Below are 17,030 nucleotides of genomic sequence, written 5' to 3' on the forward strand. Positions count from 1 at the left end.
CGCACCGACCCCGTACCGACCCCGTGACGACCGACCGACGATGACGAAGGAGCCCGACATGGACGAGAACACCCGCTACCAGGTGCTGCGCAACGACGAGGAGCAGTACTCGCTCTGGCCCGCCGACCTCGACGTACCGGCCGGCTGGCAGCCCGTCGGCACCGAGGGCACCGAGGCCGAGTGCACCGCGTACGTCGACGAGGTGTGGACCGACATGCGCCCCAGGAGCCTGCGCGAGCGCATGGAGAACGCCGGAGCCTGACCGGCCCCCGGCCCCCGGTTGGGGGCGGGGCCCGCGAGCCCCGCCCCGGCCGCCGCACCACCGAACCACCACGACCCGAGGAGAGCACCGTGACCCCTCCGCTGCGCACCGAGCACCTGGAGTTCATCCCCTACCGGACCGAGGACGAGGACGCCTTCGTCTCCCTGCTGCGCAACGCGGACGTGTGCCGCTGGATGGGCCAGGACCTCGTGCCCGAGCCGGACATCCGCACGCTGTTCCGCGCGATCCTGACCGACGTCTACCCCCAGAACCTCTTCGACGTCTGGGGCCTGTGGCTGGACGGGACGTACGCGGGCCACGCCGAGGTCAAGCGCACCGGGAACGTCGACGGCCACGAGCTGGTCACCGCGCTGGCCCCGGAGTTCTGGGGCCGGGGCCTGGGCGGCGAGGTGGTCCGCGGCCTGATCCGCTACGCCGGTGACGAGCTGGGGCTCAAGGAGGTCTACGGCATGGTCGGCGCCGAGAACACCCCGAGCCTGACGATGTGCCGCCGGCTCGGGTTCCGGCACCTGCGCGACGTCCCCGGGGACGACGGCTCGGTGACGAAGCTGCTGGCCGTCTCCACCACCGACCCGGCCTGACCGTCTACCGCCCGTGCGCCTCCCGGCCGGGCCCGCCACCCCGGCCGGGCGGTTCCGGTCGGGGTGGCGGTGCGACCCGCAGCGCCGGCAGGGCGATGTCGTCAACAGCGGCGTCGTCAACAGCGGCCCTGAAAGGCCAAAGCGGCGTCCCTCGCGGGCGCCGCCCCGGGACCGTGGTGCCGTGGCTACCGGCGGCCCGGGCCTGTCGGCCCTGCTGCCCCCGCACGGCGGACGCACGCGGGGTGGTCCGCGGTCAGAACGCGGCGCGCAGGGCCGGCAGCAGGGTCTCCTCCGCCCAGCCCAGGAAGGCGGGCTGGGAGTCCCCGCCCACCTGCACGAGGGCGACCTCGTCGAACCCGGCGTCGACGAACGGGCGGACGGCCTCGACGAAGTCGTCGACCCGGTCGCCGCACGGGATGGCCCCGGCCACGTCCTCGGGCCGGACGAACCGGCTCGCGGCGGCGAAGCCCGCCGTCCCCGGCAGCTCGGCGTTGACCTTCCAGCCGCCGCCGAACCAGCGGAACTGCTCGTGGGCCCGGCGCACGGCCTCGTCCCGGTCGCGGTCCCAGCACACCGGCAGTTGGCCCACCGCGGGTTTCCCGGCGCCGCCCCGTTCGGCGAAGCCGGACACCAGCCCGGCGTCGGGCTCCACCGCGATCACCAGGTCGGCGAGCCGTCCCGCCAGGGCGCACGACTCCGGGCCGGACACCGCCATGCCGATCGGCGGGGGCCGGTCCGGGAGGTCCCAGAGGCGTGCGCCGACCACGTCGAAGTGCTTCCCGTGCCAGGTCACGTACCCGCCGTCGAACAGCGCCCGGATGATCTCCACCGCCTCGGCGAACATCTCCAGGCGCACCGGAGCGGTCGGCCAGCCCCGGCCCACCACGTGCTCGTTGAGGTTCTCCCCGCTGCCCAGGCCCAGTCGGAACCGGCCGCCGGACAGCAGCTGGAGGGTCGCCGCCTTCTGGGCCACCACCGCGGGGTGGTAGCGGAAGGTCGGGCAGGTCACGTAGGTCATCAGGGGGATCCGCGAGGTGGCCTGCGCCGCCGCGCCCAGGACCGCCCAGGCGTACGGGGCGTGGCCCTGTTCGTCCAGCCACGGGAAGTAGTGGTCCGACACCACCGAGAAGTCGAAGCCCGCGCGTTCGGCGAGCACCAGGTCCGAGACGAGGCCGCGCGGGCCCCGCTGCTCCGTCATCATCGTGTATCCGATCTGCACCATGTCCCCGCGTCTGCCCGATGGGCCCCCGGTCGTCACGCGGGGAAGCGGGACTTCCCCCGATCGCCGCAGCGAACCGGCGCGGCGCGGGGCGAGCCGTGGACGCGGCGGCGCGACCGCGGGCCGAGCCGGCCCCGGATCCCACGGTGTTCACCGACCCGGCGCGAGCGGTACACCACGGGGCGCCCGCCTCGGCCGCGCGCCCGGCCGTCGGGTGGCGTCCGGCCGGTTCAGTCCAGGCCCCGGGCCCGGCGGAACCGCTCCGTGAGGGCGTCCGGCGCGATGAGCGGCGGCGGGTAGTCGGGGGCGGGGTCGAGCAGCCAGGGGCGGTGGACGGCGGGCCCGGGCAGGTGGGCGAGTTCGGGCACCCAGCGGCGCACGTACGCCCCGTCCGGGTCGTACCGGTCGGCCTGGCGCAGCGGGTTGAGCACCCGGTTGGGGCGGGTGTCGGTGCCGGTGCCCGCGACCCACTGCCAGTTCAGCTGGTTGTCGGCCACGTCCCCGTCGACCAGCAGGGACAGGAAGTGGGCGGCGCCGGTCCGCCAGTCCAGGTAGAGGCACTTGGCGAGGAAGCCGGCCGTCAGCAGGCGGGCCCGGTTGTGCATCCAGCCCTCCGCGGCGAGCTGGCGCATCCCGGCGTCGACGATCGGGTAGCCGGTGCGGCCTTGCCGCCACGCCTCGGCCTCGCGCTCGTCACGGTGCCAGCGGTCGTTCCTGGTCCGGTAGTCGCGGTGCGCGGCGTCCGGGCGGGCGGCGAGGACCTGGTGGTGGAAGTCGCGCCAGGCGAGCTGCCGGACGAAGGCCCGCGCCCCCTCGCCGTCCCGCCGCAGGGCGCGCTCGACGAGTTCGGTGGGGGACAGGCAGCCGAAGTGCAGGTACGGGGAGAGCCGGGAGGTGGCGTCGGCGGCGAGGTCGTCGTGCACCCGCGCGTACGCGTCGACGTCCCAGCGCCGCCACCGCTCCCTGGCCGCGCTCTCGCCCCCGGGCGGCAGGGCGGGCGAGAGCGGCCCGGTGAGCAGCAGGTTCTCGCTGCCGATGCCGTCCGGGGTGTCGATCGCCCGGGGCGCGCCCAGCACCGTACGGCGCGGCGCCTGCTGCCAGGCCCGGTGGTACGGGGTGAAGACGGCGTAGTGGTCCCGGCCGGCCGGGGTGATCCGGCCCGCCGGGACGACCGTCACCGAGGCGTCGTGGACGTGCAGGCGGTCGCCGAACACCGAGCGCAGCCGGGCCTCCCGCCGCTGCGCGAAGGCGCTGACGCCCGCGGCGACGTGCACGGTGGCGGCGCCGGCGCCGCCACCGGCTCCGGCGTCCGCCTCGGCCTCGGCGGCGACCCGGGCGGCCTGTTCTGCGGGCTCGCCGCGCCGCACGACCAGCCGGGAGCCGATCCGGCGCAGCGAGGCGTCCAGGTCGGCGAGGCAGTCGGCCAGGAACGCCTGCCGGTTGGGCGCGGCGAACCCGGCGGCCTCGACGGCCGGGTCCAGGACGAACAGCGGGACGACCCGGTCGGCGGCGGACCGGGCGGCGTGCAGCACGGGGTTGTCGTGCAGCCGGAGGTCCTGGGTGAACAGGGCGATCGATACGGTCACGGGTGGGGCCTCGCAGGGGGGTGCCGTCGGAGTGCGGACAGTCCTACCGGATGTGCGCGGCCGCCTGCCGCCAGGATTGGACCGAACGGCCCAGCGGGTCCCGCCCGGCGTGCCCCCGGACGAGTGCCGGAGGCGGCGTGCTGCGGCGCGGCGCCGCACGAGCGGCTCGACCTGGTGCCGCTGCGGAGGGCCGGATCGCCGCCTACGGGGTGGGCGTGGAGACCTGCGCCGAGGCGCTGACCGCGATCGCCCGCCCGAACGCCGCGAGCGTCCGGATCACGACCGCTGGTGACGGCGGGCGTGCCTCACGACGGCCGTCGGGGCGACCGCGGGCGCTGAGACCGCCCGCCCGGGGACCGGTCCTCCTCACGACCGGTGGGCTTCCGCTCCGAAGGCCGCGGACCGTCTCCGTCAGGCGTGCGCCAGGAGTCGGCGCGGGCCGCGGGGGCTCCTCGGGACGGCCTCGGCCGTCGGCGGTTCAGGTGGTGGCTGCCCCAGGCGAACGCGCCGATGAGCAGCACGGCGATGGCCAGGGCGGGCACGGCGACGGCGATCAGGGAAGGTCCGTCGGCCGTGGCCGGGGGTGGTGGGACGGGCACGGTCCGCTCCTCTCCTTGTGGTCCTTTCCTCGTGGTCCGGTCCTTGTCCGGGCCTCGTGGTCCGGTCCTTGTCCGGGCCTCGTGGTCCGGCCGCGGGCCCGGCCCCGGGGGGAGGACCGGGGCCGGGGCGCCGCGTGGCGCCCGCCTACCCCACCTGCCCGGGGGCCATGCCCTCCGCTCCGGTCAGGGCATCAGTCGGGCGAGGGCGGCGTCGATGTCCAGGTGCTCGGCCTCGGCACCGGCCGGTACCAGGCGGAAGGAGTCGAGGAGGAACGCCGACACGACGGCCGCCGGGACGCTGATGAGGGCCCGCGCCTCCGGGGACCGCAGGGTGATCAGCACCCGGCCCTCCGGCCCGGGGGAGACGGTCACGTCCCCGCAGCCGACGGGGGCGTGCTGCCCCCGGTCCAGCAGCTCGCGCGCGAAGGTCCACTGTGCCCGGTCGTCCTCGCCGAGCGGCGGGAACGCCAGGCACACCGCGTACGGCGACGCGGTGTCGAACCGCAGCTGCGCCTCGACGGCCAGGTCGGGGCACGGACCTTCGGGCAGGGTGACGGAGGTGGACCAGGAGGTGGCGACGGTCATGCGGTGGACTCCCGTTCTGGCGGTGGCACCGGTCGGCGCCCCGGCCCGGACGGCCGGTGGCGGCAGCGCTCGGTTACCCGCCCGCCCGGAGAGCATTCCTCATCCGCCGGTGCGAGCGGTTCGCCCGGCGTGATGCGCTCGGTCCGGGTGGTTTCCGGGCCGTGGGATCGGGCAGTCGCGGGACGATCCCGCCGCCCGGGCGGTCGGTCGCAGACCGGGCCGGCCGATCCGGTCAGTTAGGACCTGCTGATCGGCCTCACGGCCGAACTCGAGAAGCACAGCTGGATGTTCCAGGCGGAGAACCGGAGTTGAGAGCACGGGCTGCTCCGGGCCGTCCGGCCCGGACTCCCGAACCCCGTCCCGGCGACCATGTGCCGGAGCGGGGCTCGGGAGTCACCGCGTGACCGCGCGGAGCCTCACGGCGCCACGGCGTCCGCCGCGGGCGGCTCGGGCCCCTCGTCCTCGTCCGGCTTCGCCTTCCGCCGGACGTCGGCCGGGGTGGGCACGCTGATGGAGCGCTCCTCGGCGGAGCGCTCCCGGGCCCCGACCCGGCCCTCGGCCTTCGCTCGGACATCGCGCGGAGTCGGGGCCGTGATCGCGCGCTCCTCGGCGGACCGTTCCCGCGTCGGCTCGTCCGGCTTCGTACCGTGGTCGTCGGATGTGGTCATGGGCTCGTTCCCCTTTCCGGGTCCTGGGCTTCGACGGATGGGATACCGGACGGCTGCCCCGGATGCCCGGTTTCGAACCGGTGTGGGGCGGTGTCGGGGGGCCCGGTCCCGCGCGGCGCCGGTCGGGCCGGCGGCCGGCCTTCCGACCGTAACCCGGGTCCGGGAGCCGCGCCGCCGGACGTGACCGTGACGCCGTCGGCGCCGCCAGGGCCCCGCTGCCGGCGACGGGCGGCGATCCGGGCGCCGACCAGGACGGCAGTCGTGAGCCGTACGGTGCTGAAGAGCGTCAGCACACCGGTCTCCTGCACCCGGCTCCCAACCCCGGGGGAGCGGTCGGTGCCGACGGCGGTGGACGGCGTGCCGCGACGCGGGCCCCGCGGCCCCCGCGTCAGGGCTGCGGGCCCCGGTCGTCCCGGAGCTCCTGGTGGTCCCCGGCCTCCCGGTCGTCCCCGGGCTCCTGCTCGTCCCCGGGCTCCTGCTCGTCCCGTCCCGGGGTGCGGGCGGCGGACCTGTGGCGGCGCAGGTGCCAGACGGCCAGGGCGATGACGACGCCCGCGGCGATCACGAGCGCGAGGACCGGGCCGACGGTGCTCTCGACCCGGGTGTAGGCCGCCCCGGCGAAGTAGCCGAGGAGGGTGAACCCGACTCCCCAGAGGAGGCCGCCGAGGGCGTTGAACAGGAGGAACCGGCGATACGGCATGCGGGCCATCCCGGCCAGGGTGGGCACCATGGCGCGGAGGAAGGCGACGAAGCGCCCGAAGAACACGGCGGCAGGCCCGCGCCGGCGGATCAGCTCCTGAGCGCGGTCGACCCGGTTCGCATGGCGTCGCATCGGGCGGGTGTCGAGGATCCTCGGGCCGATGTGGCGGCCGATCTCGTAGCCGGCGGTGTCGCCGAGGACGGCCGCGCAGACCACGAACAGGACGAGCCAGCCGAGGGAGATCCGGCCCTGCTGGGCGAGGAACCCGCCGAGCACGGCCGCGGTCTCACCGGGGACGACGAAGCTGAAGAACAGGGCATCCTCGACGAACACGAGGCCCGCGACCACCAGGTACCCGACCGGGCCGGACAGGCCGCTCAGCCAGTCGGTGATCGAGTGCATCAGCCACCCCGTTCCGGACCGGCGCCCCTCTCCGCCTCACTGTGACGCCCGCTGTTCCTCGGCGATCTCCGGCTGCTGTTGGTCGCTCCCCGCCACCTTCGGCGTTCCGCCCTTGCCGATCGGCGACGGCCGGCGCGCCGGCGCCTCCGCCGTCTCCGCAGCCTCCTCGGCCGTCTCCGCCGTCTCCCCGGCCGTCTCCGCCCCGGCGGTGTCCGCCGGGCCGATCGCGCCGCCCATGTCGTGCAGCGGCCGTTCGTTCGGTGAGCCGTTCATGCCGTCCTCCTCGGGGTACCGGGCCCGACCGGCCGGGCCCGGTGACGCGCCATTCCGCCGTGGAGCCGCTCACACACCGACCGTCGGCCGGCGGTCTCGGGGCCGTGGTCAGCGCTGCAGCACCAGGTCGGCGGCCTCGGCCGGGCCGTCGGCGGACGGGCAGGCCGTCAGGGTGCAGGGAGAGCAGGAGAAGTGGGCCGGCCGACTGGCCTCGGGGACCCGGATCGCGTGCGCGCCGGCCGCCAGCGCGGCGGCGATCACGGAGTCGGCGCAGCCGATCACGGTGACGCGCCCGGGCGGCAGGCCGAGGGCCCGGCAGGCGGCCGTGACGAGGCCGGGGGCGGGCATGTGGCACGCGCAGCCGTCGTGCGGGCCGTGCGGGCAGACCGCCCACACGTCGACCGGCCCCAGTAGCAGCTCGGTCCGGGCCTGGACGGCCTCGACCTGGCCGCGGCCCAGCAGGCCCCTGGCCACGGCCGGCTGGTTGCTCAGCGCGCCGACCGCGAAGCCGGCCGTGCGCAGGGCGGTGAGGGCGGCGCGGATTCCGGCCGTCGGGTGGACCGTGGCGGGGTCGCCGTTGCAGGAGACGTCCCGCAGGAGCGTGCCGTCGCGGCCGAACAGCACGGCGCAGGTCCGCTCCGCAGGGCCCGGGCGGATGGTCAGCCAGGGCCCGGACCGGTCGCAGGGGCCGGACGGCCGGGGTTGCGGAACGGTCGGTACGGGTTCTCCGAGGTACGCCATACCGACGCGGGTTGCCACCGGCGGGGCGGTCAAACCGCCGTCGGGCGACGGATCGTGAGCGGCTCCCCGCCGGTAATTCGGTTGACCGCAGCGCCTGGTGCGGCTGCACTTCGGGGGGCGCCGCACGAGGTGGCGCCGGCGGACCGGGGAGGCAGCACCACCACATGGAGATCCGTTCCACGACCGACCAGGAGCTCGGCGCCTTCGTCGACACCTTCCACGCCGCGCTGGGCCGCTTCCCGGACGCTCCGAACGCGGACGGCGGCGGGGTCTGGTGGGCGGCGACCGAGATGGACCGCAACCTGCTCGCCGTGACGGCGGACGGCCGGCCCGTCGGCACCGCCGGTGCGTACAGCTTCGAGCTCACCCTGCCCGGGCAGGCCGTCGTCCCGGTCGCCGGGGTGACGTCGGTCGGCGTCCTGCCCAGCCACCGGCGCCAGGGCCTGCTCACCGCGATGATGCGGCGTCAGTTCGCCGACTTCCGGGCCCGGGGCGAGTTCCTCTCGGTGCTGCTGGCCGCCGAGGCCGGGATCTACGGCCGGTTCGGCTACGGCCCGGCGACGTACACCCAGCGGCTGACGGTGCAGCGCCACCAGGCCGCCTTCGACCCGTCCCGGACGCAGCGGGTGGCCGGGGCCCCAGCGGGCGGCTCGGTCGAACTGCTGCGGCGGGCCGAGTGCGGGGCGATCATCGAGGAGGTCTACGACCGCTACCGCCGCGCCCAGCCCGGCGCGCTGTCCCGCCCGCGCCGCTGGTGGGAGCTGGGCGCCGGACAGGTCCCGATCGCCCGGACGCCGCGCTACGTCGCCGTCCACCGGGACGCCGACGGCACCCCGGACGGGTACGCCAGCTACTGGAAGGACGGCGACACCCTGACGGTGGACGAGACCATCGCCCTGGACGACGCCGGCTACACGGACCTGGCCCGGTACCTGCTCGGCCACGACCTGGTCGGCGAGGTCGTGTTCCGGCACTGCCCGCCCGATCACCCGCTGCGCTGGCAGTTCGCCGACTTCAACGCCGGCCGGTTCGAGAACCACACCGACTGGCTCTGGGTGCGGATCCTGGACGTGCCGCGGGCGCTGACCTCGCGCGGTTGGTCCACGGACGGCGAACTCGTCCTGGACGTGGACGACCCGTTCCTCGGCGAGCACCACCGGTACCTGCTGACCGTCCGGGACGGCAAGGCCGAGTGCGTCCCGACGGACCGGGAGCCCGATCTGTCCCAGGACGTCCGCGACCTGGGCGCGGTCTACCTCGGCGGTACCGCCCCGAGCAGGCTCGTCCGGGCCGGGCACATCCGCGCCCACCACTCCGAGGCGGCCGCCCGCGCCGACGCCCTGTTCCGTGCCGAGCGCGAGCCGCACTGCCTGCACTGGTTCTGATCGGGAGGCCGCCGAGCGAACGCAGTCCCAGGGAAACGCCGAACGCCGTCCCCGCCCTTTCACGGGCGGGGACGGCGTTCGGCGTTTCGCGCGCTTCCGGACGGATCATCAACGGTGCGGGCAGGCCCGATGGTTCACGGGGGCCGATCGGTTTGCCCCCGCGGACCAGGCGGATTGCCCTCGGAGGACAGACCGTGGCATGGCGAGGGCGGGTCGGTTTGGTCGTACGGGTGCACTCTGCAACAGTGTCCATCTGTATTGACATGGTCACGAGACGTGAGAGGCGAAGCCGGAGAAGAAGGACGTCAGGGACGTCGGGGGCGAACGGGCCGGAACGGGCCCGTCGGTATCAACGGGGCAACCGGTGCGCCCTTCCCGCCCGGTCGCCGGGGAGAGAAGGGCATCATCCTGCGCGCGTCGGTTCAGTTCCCCTGGCGGATGTCGCTCAACGTCCCGCTGATGTTGAGGAGTTCGTGGCACGTGGGCGCCTGCTTGCCGGAGGCCGGGGTGCCCGGCACCTCGCAGGTCACGTTCGCCGTCACGGCCTGGTCCTCGGGGACCTGGATGGGAGTCACCCAGTGGTAGTCCTGGTTGCGGAAGGTCTCCAAGGCGATGGTGGTGATCGTCTTGTTTCCGGCGGTGATGGTCACCACACCCTGGTCGCCCTGGAAGTTGGCGACCACGAGGTCCGTGATGTCGAACACCTTGCCGTGCGGCACCTGGTAACTGCCCGTCGTGGCGGCGCCGTTCTCGGTCTGCACGTCGATGGTGGCGGAACTCTGCTGCCCGGTGCCCGGCACCGCCAGGCCGCCCGGGCCGGGGCCGCCCTGGCCGCCGGTGCCGGCGCTCGGCTTCCCGCCGCCCGGCTTGGCCTGGCCGCCGGGCGTGTTCCCCGCGGGCGGCGCCGAGGGGTTGTCGCCGGCCGGGGCGCCGGCGGGCTGGGCCGGAGTGGCGCTCTGCTGGGCGACGGCCTGCTCGGCGGCCTGCTTGGCGGAGCTGCGCACGGCCGGGCGGACCAACGCGAACCACGCCAGCAGCAGCGCGATCAGCAGGGCCAGGAGCGCCAGCAGCCACCGGGGGAAGATCGGCAGCTGGACGAACTCGCCCTCGAGGACGGGCTTCTGAACGGTCGCCGCCTCGGCCTCCGGCTTTCCGGCCTTGGCATCCTTGTCGTCCTTGCCCTCCGCCCGCTCCTCCGGGCCCACCGTGACCTCGAACGGCCAGGTCGCCTGCTTGCCGAACCAGATCAGCTTACGGGTGCGCGCCTGTACCCGCACCTCCCCGGACTCGTCGGGCTCCAGCCGCAGCTTCTCCGGTGCGACGGCGAACCGCAGGTCCTCGCCGGCCTGTCCGGGCGTGAACGTCACAGCGGTGGGCGCGTTCCCGAGGTTGCGCACCGAGGCCCGGTAGCGTCCGCGCAGCCAGCCACGGCGACGGCGCGGGGCGAGCGCGGCCCGCAGCTCGTGGAACGGCGTCACGGTGACGGTGGCCTCCGGCACCGCCACCAGCTCGGGGCGCTCCACCGGCAACACGCGGATGCCGAGCGGGAACTCGCCGGCCCGGGTCGAAGCGGAGCGCGGCGGAGCCAGTCGGACCGTCACCGTCTCGGAGGTCCCGGGGAAGAGCGAGATCCGGGCCGGCTCGACCGTCGTCCACGCGGCGCAGTCGCCGACCGCCTCGAAGGTGTAAGCCTCAACGATGTCAAGATCGTTGCGCACCGTCAGGGTCGTGGTGGCCACGCCACCGGGGGCCACCGTGAGTGCTGGCAGGCCGAGTTCGGCGGATGTGGTCATAGCGTGACGGTAGGGCGGTTTGCCGCCGAAGAAGAGGGCCGTACGGGCAAGCTGTGGGCCACACCCCTTGCCCGTGAGGACCGACCGGAGACCCCGCACGGTGCCGCCTCGGAAACGGCCCGGCGCCGCGACGCCCGCCGCCGCCCCCAGATACCCCCGGCCGGACCTGCCTCGCGGCGGCCGGCCGTCACCCTCGCAGGAACAGAGAAATGGAGTAGTCGATGACGTCGACCGATACAACCCGTGAGGAAGCCGTCACCGCGCGCCGGACCGGAGTCGCCCCGCGCTCCGGCATTGCCGCCGCCCCGCGCATCCCCGAGCAGTCGCGCGGCAGGAGGGGAGTGCGGGTGGCGGTGTTCGCGGAAGACCTCATCCTGCAGACCGGCGTGGTCCAACAGTTGCGCCAGCGGCCCGAGGTGGAGCTGCTGAGCGAGGCCGAGGCCGGACGGGCCGAGGTTTCCCTGCTGGTGGTGGACGCGCTGAGCGAGACGGTCACCGAGCACCTGCGCCGACTGCGGCTCGCGACGTCGGGCCGGATAGGCCTGGTGGTGGGGCAGTTCGAGGCCGGCGGGCTGCAGACCATAGTCGAGAACGGGGTCGCGGCCGTGCTGCGCCGGTCGGAGGCCGACCAGGACCGGCTGGTGCACCTGATCACCGCGCTGGCGAACGGAGAGGGAGTGATGCCCGGGGATCTGCTGGGCGAACTGCTCGACCGGATCGGCATGCTCCAGCGCACCATGCTCGACGGGCGGGGGCTGACCCTGTCGACGTTGACGGCGCGGGAGGCGGAGATGCTGAAGCTGGTGGCCGAGGGCTTCGATACGAGTGAGATCGCGACGAAGACGTCGTACTCGGAGCGCACGGTGAAGAACGTGCTGCACGAGATCATTACGCGCCTCGGCTTGCGGAACCGGGCCCACGCCGTGGGCTATGCGATGCGCCGGGGCCTGATCTAGGCAGGAGACGAAAGCGGTGCCTTGCCCGGGCTCGGGCGAGGCACCGCTTGGGAGTCGCTAGAGGAGCCCGAAGTCGAACTCCCCGGCGGCAAGGGCGGCGATGAAGGCCGCATGGCTCGCCCGGTCGAAGGCCAGAGCGGGTCCGGAAGGATCCTTGCTGTCTCGGACTGCGACGGCCCCGGGGAGGAGCGCGTACTCGACACAGTCCTCGTTGCCGCCACTGTAGCTGGACTTCTTGTAGGTCAGCTGCGTCACTTGATCCTCCCTCACTGGATGAAGCGTTCAGAGTAGGCCGAAGTCGAACTCGCCGGTGGCAACCGCTGCGATGAAGGCCGCATGGGCCACTCGATCGAAGGCCAGGGCGGGACCGTTCGGGTCCTTCGAGTCGCGGATGTACGAGACCGGCTCACCCATGGCGAACTCAACGCAGTTCGTGGACTCGTTGCTGTGTGATGACTTGCGCCACCTGACAGCGATGGCGGCTGCATTCGGAATGAAACTCATGTGGCCTTGTCTCTCGCTCGATGACCAGAGTGTGCCCAGCCGGCAGCAGCAACTACGTGGAGAGCGAAGGCAGAGCCTCGCCCGAGCTCGGGCGAGGCACCGCTGGGAGAATGCTCAGAGGAGCCCGAAGTCGAACTCCCCGTCGGCGACGGCGGTGATGAAGGCGGAGTGGGCCGCCCGGTCGATGGCCAGGGTCGGGCCGTTCGGGTCCTTCGAGTCGCGGATGTAGGAGATTGGGCCGTCTGGGATGGCAACCTCGACGCAGTTGTAGTCTCCGCCGCTGTAGCTGGACTTCCTGAAGGTCAGCTGAGTCACTTGATGCTGTCTCTCTGTGCGGTGATGAACTCGATCGAGGAGTCGACAGAAAGGGCTTCAGCCGTGATCTCCTGGAACTTCGCCCGGTACAGCTCGACGTCAGCGGGTTCCTCGACCCAGCAGCCGGCGTGCAGTCCTTCGGCGAACACGACGTCGAGGTCCTTCCGCTGAGGGAATCCAAGCAAGCTGAACGCACCGTTCATGCCCGGATGAAATGCCGCACCCGCAGGCATCACCTGGATGTTGACGTTCGCCAAGCGGCTCAGCGTGAGCAGCTTGTCGAGTTGCGGCCCCATGATGTCGGGGCGATTCGCGAGCGCGCGGAGTGCGGTCTCATGGATGACCGCCCAGACCTGAACGGGGTCAGGGCGAGTGAGGATGGACTGTCGCGCCATGCGGACCTGGACAAGGTCGTCTACCGTGCCGCCCGTCATCGTTCGGAGCCTGTCGATGACCAACCGAGCGTATTCGGCAGTCTGGAACAAGCCCGGGATGAACGCTGGCTCGTAGGTCTTGTACGTGGTGGCGTCGGCTTCGAGAAGGATCAGGTCGATCGCGGTGGAGTTGATGACATCGCGGTAGCTCAGCCACCAGCCGCGCTTGCTGCCGTCCTTCGTGATGGCGATCAGCCCGGCGCGGTACTCCTCGTCCTCGCATCCGTAGTAGTCGAGGAGCCTGTTGACGTCCTCGACCTTGGCCGCCGTATGGGCGGTCTCGATGCGGGTGAGCTTGGCCTGACTCATCCCCGTCGCCTCTGCCACCACCTCAGCGGTGAGCTTCCGCTCTTCACGGAGCTTTCGCAGCACGCCTCCGAGCCGACGTCGGCGAACGGTTGACACCACCATGTGTTGTCCCCTCCAGAACTTTCAGTTGACCAGTCTGCCTGTGCGGTGGTCGGCGGCGCTACCGACAACTGGCATTCAGTGAGGCCGAATTCAGGTTCGATTTGCAAATATGCGATGTGCTGCGAGTGAGTTGCGCCTCACACCGCAAAGGCTGCATGCTGAGCGTAGCGGGTCGAGCGCACTGAGTAGGCATCGATCTGCGATCTCGCCGTTTCCTGTCTGGCGGCGAATGATCCACTTCACCCCCCTCACGGAGGTTCCTTCGTGTCTCCCCTTGGACTCCCCCCTGACTGGTCGGCCGCGCGCGAAGAGTTGCGCGAGCTCACGGCGCGCGCCGGGTGGATGCCCGACCTGGTCGCCGATGCCGAGACCGCGCTCCTCGAACTGTTCGTCAATGCCTGGCGCCACGGCGGCAGTGCGGCGCCGCTCGTCGTCATCGCGCTGCTCGACCACGTGCTCCGGGTCTCCGTCAGCGACGGGAGTCCCATCCGTCCGGTCAGCCGCGACGGTTCGGACCTCCTCGCGGTCTCCGGCCGGGGCCTGCGCCTCGTCCGTTCCCTCACCGACCGCTTCGGCACCGAGGACCGCAAGACCGGCAAATCGGTCTGGTTCGAGCTGGACGCCGCCGCGTGACCGCCGACCACCGCCGGCCGACCGGGCCGGCCGACCCGATCATGCGCACCTACACCGAGCCGGAGGTCGCCTCCCTGCTCGACGAACTCCGCGAGCGCGGCCGCAGGTTCGGCCTCATCTGGCCCTCCCTCGCCACGGACCGCGTGGTCGACGGCCGCGTCCTGGTCCGCTTCGGCGCGGCGCCGGCCAGCACCGTGCTCAACCTCCTCGCGGTCCTCCGTCACTACGAGTACGAGAAGGCCGAGGCTCCGTGCGACTCCTGATCGACCTCGCCCTTCCCCTTCTCATGCCCTTCGCCATCGCCGTCGTCGGCCTCGGCGCGGTCGCCGTCCTGCGGATGCCCAGCCGCCCGGACTCCATCCGGGGCCACCGGCCGGCGTCCTGAAGTTCCATGCAGGAAGTCGGCCCCGCCGACTTCCTGGTCCGCCGAACTACCGTCCCCGGCTACGGATCGAGGCCGATCCCGCCGGGGGCGGCCATCACCCCCTACCTGTCGAACCGAGAGAGGATGCTCACCATGAGTGACGAGAACAAGGGTGGCCCGAACGACGGCCGGAGCCCCGGGCACGCCAAGCCCAGCGGCCCGGTCATCGGCCCGAAGCCGTCGTCGGACAGCCAGAAGCCCGCCCCCGACCCGAAGCACAAGAAGTGAGCCCCGACGAGCAGCGGGCCGCGCTGGTGGCCGCGCTGACCGAGAAGGGGTCGCTGACCGCGGATTGGGCTCCGTCCGTGGCGGCCGTTCCGCGGCACGCGTTCCTCCCGGAAACCATCTGGGTGAACGAGGCGGACGGCGACGCCGAGTGCAGCCGATCCACGGAGCCCGAGCGGTGGATGCGGCTCGCCTACAGCGATCTGCCGATCATCACGCAGTGGGACGACGGAGTCGAAGGCCGCGCCCGCATCACGCCCACGTCGTCGGCGTCCATGCCCACGGTGGTCGTCGAGATGCTGTCCGATCTGGACGCGGAGCCCGGTCATCGGGTGCTCGAAGTCGGAACGGGCACCGGGTACAACGCGGCGTTGCTGGCGCATCGCCTGGGAGCCGAGATGGTGTCCACCGTCGAGGTGGACGCCCAGGTCACCGCCCGGGCGCGCACCGCACTGCGCGGCGCCGGCTACGCGCCGGAGGTCGTGTGCGGAGACGGGGCGCTCGGGTGGGGGGTGCGCGCTCCGTACGATCGGATCATCTCCACCGTGTCGCTGCGGCACATCCCGCCCGCCTGGCTGAACCAGACCCGTCCGGGCGGGGTGATCGTCAGCCCGGTCTCGCCGCTGTTCGGCGGCGGCGCGGTCGTCCGCCTCACGGTGGACGAGGACGGAACCGGCGCGAGCGGCCGGTTCACCCGCTCGTCCGCCTTCATGATGCTCCGTCAACAGCGTTACGAGGCAGCACCGGTGGACGACTACCTGCCGGGGGAGTGGCCGGGTGACTCCGATCGGTCCTGGACGGAGCTCGACCCCGAGGCCATCGGGGACGACTGGTTGGCGCAGTTCGCCTGTGCCCTCGCCCTGCCGGACGTGTACTACCGGCGCAACGGGTTCGGCGAGGGCTGGACGTGGTGGCTGTTCGACACGGCCGTCACCTCCTGGGCGACCGTGGACTCCGTGCCCGGGGAATCCCGGTTCGAAGTCCGCCAGTCCGGGCCGCGCCGACTCTGGGACGAGGTGGAGGCCGCCCACCACCGGTGGGAGTCCGCCGGACGCCCCGGGTACGAGCGGTACGGGCTCACGGTGACCCCCGCCGGACAGACCGCCTGGCTGGACGAGCCCGCCAACCCCCTGAGGTGACGGCCGGGGCGCGGGGTCCATGCGCTGACGACCCGCCACCTCCCCGCGCCCTCCAGCAGCCGTCCGGCCGATCATGTCACCGTCGCTTGATCTACTCGTTGTGCCGGGCATGGGGCGAGGAGAACGCGGCGAGCTGTCGGACGCGGAGTGGGAGCTGCTGCGGCCGTTCCCGCCGGTGTCCGCCACGCCGGCCCGGAAAGGAGAATGACGGCCGGGCCGCCCGCCGGCGCAGGGGATCACGAGACGGACGGCCGTCGGGCTTGGACGAGGAGCGGGCAAGGCGGTTGGCGAAGGTGTCAGCAGGGCCGAGCGCGATCTCCAGCAGTGACCCGGGGGCCTCCTGCATCTCGGCACCCCCCGCCGGGCCGTGACTGCTCTCCGATCGGCCACCTGTACCGATTCGGCAGCAGACTCAGTAGCCGACGGTGAACCGGCGCTGGATGAAGCGGGGCAGCTCCGCCTCGTCCACCAGCGCGACCGCGGCGTCCTCCGCCGAGATCCGGCTCACGCCGTCGGCGTCCAGCACGGGCTGGTCACCGCCGATGCGGAAACGGCCGGTGCGCTCGCCGGGGGCGATCTGCTCGGCGGGGCTGAAGTAGGTCCAGAGCCGGTCCGAGAGGCGCAGGACGTTCAGCGCCTCCCGGTGGCCGCGCACGGCGGCAGCGTACTCGCGGGGCAGGCCGAGTTCGTCGAGCGACGCGTGGAGGAGCTCCTCGTGGTCGGCGCGGACGACGCCCGGTTCGATCTCCAGGCTGCCGGCGCCACCGATGACGATCAGCCGGGTGCGGGGGTGACTCTCCAGGGCCTTGAGCAGGTTCCGGGCGGCGGTCGCGTAGACGGTCGGGTCGGCGATCGAGCGCTGGACGGTGTCGGTGAAGTCCTTCGCCGCGTTGCCGGGCTGGAAGCCGCTGATCAGGACGTCCAGACCGGCCAGGGCGGCGGTGATGCTCGTGTCGTCCAGAACGTCGATGCTCGCCCAGCCGAGATTCTCCCGCCGGTCGGTGATCGCGGAGGCGTCCCGGCTGAACGCCGTCACACGGTGTCCGCGCCGGAGGGCCTCGGTGACGACCCGGCTGCCGATGGTGCCGGTGGCTCCGATGACGCCGATGTGCATGGTTCTCCCCTTGGTTCATGCCGTGGTCAGGTCGGACGGCACGAGGCCAGAAGGCCTCAC

General features: G+C 73.0%; 22 protein-coding genes. 9 read left to right on the forward strand and 13 right to left on the reverse strand.

Annotation, left to right across the window (positions count from 1 at the left end; all coding sequences use genetic code 11):
• Nucleotides 1-58 precede the first annotated feature (58 nt).
• Both ACWDBE_RS00925 and ACWDBE_RS00930 read left to right on the forward strand, forming a co-directional pair.
• Entirely contained in the window at nucleotides 59-262 is a 204-nt protein-coding gene (locus ACWDBE_RS00925) for an MbtH family protein (RefSeq protein WP_392881993.1), read from the forward strand.
• An 89-nt stretch (nucleotides 263-351) separates the two neighbouring features.
• Entirely contained in the window at nucleotides 352-864 is a 513-nt protein-coding gene (locus tag ACWDBE_RS00930) for a GNAT family N-acetyltransferase (RefSeq protein WP_449806731.1), read from the forward strand.
• A 253-nt stretch (nucleotides 865-1,117) separates the two neighbouring features.
• On the opposite strand, the gene ACWDBE_RS00935 is transcribed toward ACWDBE_RS00930, so the two are convergent.
• The 7 genes from ACWDBE_RS00935 to ACWDBE_RS00965 all read right to left on the reverse strand — a co-directional run bounded on the left by ACWDBE_RS00935 (nucleotide 1,118) and on the right by ACWDBE_RS00965 (nucleotide 7,520).
• Entirely contained in the window at nucleotides 1,118-2,086 is a 969-nt protein-coding gene (locus tag ACWDBE_RS00935) for an LLM class F420-dependent oxidoreductase (RefSeq protein WP_449806732.1), read from the reverse strand.
• Between the two features lie 227 nt (nucleotides 2,087-2,313).
• Complete coding sequence (locus ACWDBE_RS00940) at nucleotides 2,314-3,669, reverse strand: cryptochrome/photolyase family protein (protein ID WP_449806733.1); 1,356 nt, start codon at nucleotides 3,667-3,669, stop codon at nucleotides 2,314-2,316.
• A 782-nt stretch (nucleotides 3,670-4,451) separates the two neighbouring features.
• Nucleotides 4,452-4,853 carry an SsgA family sporulation/cell division regulator gene (locus tag ACWDBE_RS00945; RefSeq protein WP_449806734.1) on the reverse strand — a complete coding sequence of 134 codons (402 nt, stop codon included), beginning with the start codon at nucleotides 4,851-4,853 and terminating at the stop codon, nucleotides 4,452-4,454.
• 416 nt (nucleotides 4,854-5,269) lie between these two features.
• Complete coding sequence (locus tag ACWDBE_RS00950; protein WP_449806735.1) at nucleotides 5,270-5,521, reverse strand: hypothetical protein; 252 nt, start codon at nucleotides 5,519-5,521, stop codon at nucleotides 5,270-5,272.
• A gap of 388 nt (nucleotides 5,522-5,909) precedes the next feature.
• Nucleotides 5,910-6,623, reverse strand: coding sequence for a DedA family protein (locus ACWDBE_RS00955; RefSeq protein ID WP_449806736.1), 714 nt, complete (start codon nucleotides 6,621-6,623; stop codon nucleotides 5,910-5,912).
• 36 nt (nucleotides 6,624-6,659) lie between these two features.
• A complete protein-coding gene (locus ACWDBE_RS00960; protein WP_449806737.1) occupies nucleotides 6,660-6,896 on the reverse strand; it encodes a hypothetical protein in 237 nt (78 codons plus the stop codon).
• 108 nt (nucleotides 6,897-7,004) lie between these two features.
• Nucleotides 7,005-7,520: an HAD-IIIA family hydrolase gene (locus tag ACWDBE_RS00965; RefSeq protein ID WP_449806738.1), complete on the reverse strand. Its 516-nt coding sequence runs from the start codon at nucleotides 7,518-7,520 to the stop codon at nucleotides 7,005-7,007.
• 281 nt (nucleotides 7,521-7,801) lie between these two features.
• On the opposite strand from ACWDBE_RS00965, the gene ACWDBE_RS00970 reads away from it, so the two are divergent.
• Nucleotides 7,802-9,022, forward strand: a complete 1,221-nt coding sequence (locus ACWDBE_RS00970) for a GNAT family N-acetyltransferase (RefSeq protein WP_449806739.1) — start codon at nucleotides 7,802-7,804, stop codon at nucleotides 9,020-9,022.
• A 422-nt stretch (nucleotides 9,023-9,444) separates the two neighbouring features.
• On the opposite strand, the gene ACWDBE_RS00975 is transcribed toward ACWDBE_RS00970, so the two are convergent.
• A complete protein-coding gene (locus ACWDBE_RS00975) occupies nucleotides 9,445-10,815 on the reverse strand; it encodes a COG1470 family protein (protein WP_449806740.1) in 1,371 nt (456 codons plus the stop codon).
• 221 nt (nucleotides 10,816-11,036) lie between these two features.
• On the opposite strand from ACWDBE_RS00975, the gene ACWDBE_RS00980 reads away from it, so the two are divergent.
• The gene (locus ACWDBE_RS00980) at nucleotides 11,037-11,771 is read left to right on the forward strand and encodes a LuxR C-terminal-related transcriptional regulator (RefSeq protein ID WP_449806741.1); all 735 of its coding nucleotides are present in this window, start codon (nucleotides 11,037-11,039) and stop codon (nucleotides 11,769-11,771) included.
• A gap of 57 nt (nucleotides 11,772-11,828) precedes the next feature.
• Here the strand turns inward: ACWDBE_RS00980 and ACWDBE_RS00985 are convergent, their stop codons facing one another.
• The 4 genes from ACWDBE_RS00985 to ACWDBE_RS01000 all read right to left on the reverse strand — a co-directional run bounded on the left by ACWDBE_RS00985 (nucleotide 11,829) and on the right by ACWDBE_RS01000 (nucleotide 13,396).
• Complete coding sequence (locus ACWDBE_RS00985; RefSeq protein WP_449806742.1) at nucleotides 11,829-12,026, reverse strand: DUF397 domain-containing protein; 198 nt, start codon at nucleotides 12,024-12,026, stop codon at nucleotides 11,829-11,831.
• 27 nt (nucleotides 12,027-12,053) lie between these two features.
• Nucleotides 12,054-12,275 (reverse strand): DUF397 domain-containing protein, encoded by a 222-nt coding sequence (locus ACWDBE_RS00990; RefSeq protein WP_449806743.1) that lies wholly within the window; start codon nucleotides 12,273-12,275, stop codon nucleotides 12,054-12,056.
• Between the two features lie 114 nt (nucleotides 12,276-12,389).
• On the reverse strand, nucleotides 12,390-12,590 hold the full coding sequence (locus ACWDBE_RS00995; RefSeq protein WP_449806744.1) for a DUF397 domain-containing protein: 201 nt from the start codon (nucleotides 12,588-12,590) through the stop codon (nucleotides 12,390-12,392).
• The gene (locus ACWDBE_RS01000; protein WP_449806745.1) at nucleotides 12,587-13,396 is read right to left on the reverse strand and encodes a helix-turn-helix domain-containing protein; all 810 of its coding nucleotides are present in this window, start codon (nucleotides 13,394-13,396) and stop codon (nucleotides 12,587-12,589) included. Before ACWDBE_RS01000 ends, ACWDBE_RS00995 begins: the two co-directional genes overlap by 4 nt.
• A gap of 303 nt (nucleotides 13,397-13,699) precedes the next feature.
• On the opposite strand from ACWDBE_RS01000, the gene ACWDBE_RS01005 reads away from it, so the two are divergent.
• The 5 genes from ACWDBE_RS01005 (at nucleotide 13,700) to ACWDBE_RS01025 (ending at nucleotide 15,856) form a co-directional block, all read left to right on the forward strand.
• Nucleotides 13,700-14,068, forward strand: coding sequence for an ATP-binding protein (locus ACWDBE_RS01005; RefSeq protein WP_449806746.1), 369 nt, complete (start codon nucleotides 13,700-13,702; stop codon nucleotides 14,066-14,068).
• Nucleotides 14,065-14,331 (forward strand): OTU domain-containing protein, encoded by a 267-nt coding sequence (locus ACWDBE_RS01010; RefSeq protein ID WP_392881944.1) that lies wholly within the window; start codon nucleotides 14,065-14,067, stop codon nucleotides 14,329-14,331. Before ACWDBE_RS01005 ends, ACWDBE_RS01010 begins: the two co-directional genes overlap by 4 nt.
• Nucleotides 14,319-14,453, forward strand: coding sequence for a hypothetical protein (locus tag ACWDBE_RS01015; protein WP_449806747.1), 135 nt, complete (start codon nucleotides 14,319-14,321; stop codon nucleotides 14,451-14,453). The genes ACWDBE_RS01010 and ACWDBE_RS01015 overlap by 13 nt, the downstream gene beginning before the upstream one ends.
• A gap of 132 nt (nucleotides 14,454-14,585) precedes the next feature.
• Entirely contained in the window at nucleotides 14,586-14,720 is a 135-nt protein-coding gene (locus ACWDBE_RS01020) for a hypothetical protein (protein WP_449806748.1), read from the forward strand.
• Nucleotides 14,717-15,856, forward strand: coding sequence for a methyltransferase domain-containing protein (locus tag ACWDBE_RS01025; RefSeq protein WP_449806749.1), 1,140 nt, complete (start codon nucleotides 14,717-14,719; stop codon nucleotides 15,854-15,856). Before ACWDBE_RS01020 ends, ACWDBE_RS01025 begins: the two co-directional genes overlap by 4 nt.
• 412 nt (nucleotides 15,857-16,268) lie before the next feature.
• Here the strand turns inward: ACWDBE_RS01025 and ACWDBE_RS01030 are convergent, their stop codons facing one another.
• On the reverse strand, nucleotides 16,269-16,970 hold the full coding sequence (locus ACWDBE_RS01030) for an NAD(P)-dependent oxidoreductase (protein WP_449806750.1): 702 nt from the start codon (nucleotides 16,968-16,970) through the stop codon (nucleotides 16,269-16,271).
• Between the last annotated feature and the right edge of the window lie 60 nt (nucleotides 16,971-17,030).

Source organism: Kitasatospora sp. NPDC001132, assembly GCF_053598415.1.

Coding starts and splice junctions, on each gene's coding strand:
- ACWDBE_RS00925 (WP_392881993.1), top strand. CDS start 59: ATGGACGAGAACACCCGCTACCAGGTGCTGCGCAACGACGAGGAGCAG.
- ACWDBE_RS00935 (WP_449806732.1), bottom strand. CDS start 2,086: ATGGTGCAGATCGGATACACGATGATGACGGAGCAGCGGGGCCCGCGC.
- ACWDBE_RS00945 (WP_449806734.1), bottom strand. CDS start 4,853: ATGACCGTCGCCACCTCCTGGTCCACCTCCGTCACCCTGCCCGAAGGT.
- ACWDBE_RS00950 (WP_449806735.1), bottom strand. CDS start 5,521: ATGACCACATCCGACGACCACGGTACGAAGCCGGACGAGCCGACGCGG.
- ACWDBE_RS00955 (WP_449806736.1), bottom strand. CDS start 6,623: ATGCACTCGATCACCGACTGGCTGAGCGGCCTGTCCGGCCCGGTCGGG.
- ACWDBE_RS00960 (WP_449806737.1), bottom strand. CDS start 6,896: ATGAACGGCTCACCGAACGAACGGCCGCTGCACGACATGGGCGGCGCG.
- ACWDBE_RS00970 (WP_449806739.1), top strand. CDS start 7,802: ATGGAGATCCGTTCCACGACCGACCAGGAGCTCGGCGCCTTCGTCGAC.
- ACWDBE_RS00975 (WP_449806740.1), bottom strand. CDS start 10,815: ATGACCACATCCGCCGAACTCGGCCTGCCAGCACTCACGGTGGCCCCC.
- ACWDBE_RS00980 (WP_449806741.1), top strand. CDS start 11,037: ATGACGTCGACCGATACAACCCGTGAGGAAGCCGTCACCGCGCGCCGG.
- ACWDBE_RS00990 (WP_449806743.1), bottom strand. CDS start 12,275: ATGAGTTTCATTCCGAATGCAGCCGCCATCGCTGTCAGGTGGCGCAAG.
- ACWDBE_RS01020 (WP_449806748.1), top strand. CDS start 14,586: ATGAGTGACGAGAACAAGGGTGGCCCGAACGACGGCCGGAGCCCCGGG.
- ACWDBE_RS01030 (WP_449806750.1), bottom strand. CDS start 16,970: ATGCACATCGGCGTCATCGGAGCCACCGGCACCATCGGCAGCCGGGTC.